General features: G+C 46.4%; 1 tRNA gene. It reads right to left on the bottom strand.

The window, feature by feature from the left end:
• Nucleotides 1-30: 30 nt before the first annotated feature.
• Nucleotides 31-106 (bottom strand) — tRNA-Ala (locus CWB80_RS22130).
• Between the last annotated feature and the right edge of the window lie 129 nt (nucleotides 107-235).

The raw sequence follows: 235 nt of genomic DNA, 5'->3' as shown, positions 1-235 counted from the left end.
TTAAGAATGTTTATTTTTAAGGAGTAAAAGTGGTGGAGCTAAGCAGGATCGAACTGCTGACCTCCTGCGTGCAAGGCAGGCGCTCTCCCAGCTGAGCTATAGCCCCACATATGCTGGTACTTATTATTTGTAACCTACTTTGTTTCCAGACAAGGCATGGTACAACGACGTTTAGTCCACTAAACGAGGCGTGCCATAACGAAGTATGGGAGCAAAGTGGTGGGTCTGAGTAGAT

Origin of the sequence: Pseudoalteromonas sp. S1650, assembly GCF_005887195.1 — a bacterium.
GTDB lineage: Bacteria > Pseudomonadota > Gammaproteobacteria > Enterobacterales > Alteromonadaceae > Pseudoalteromonas > Pseudoalteromonas simplex.
The sequence above is the reverse complement of the archived record's forward strand: the minus strand, read 5'-3'. Positions and strand labels throughout refer to the sequence as shown.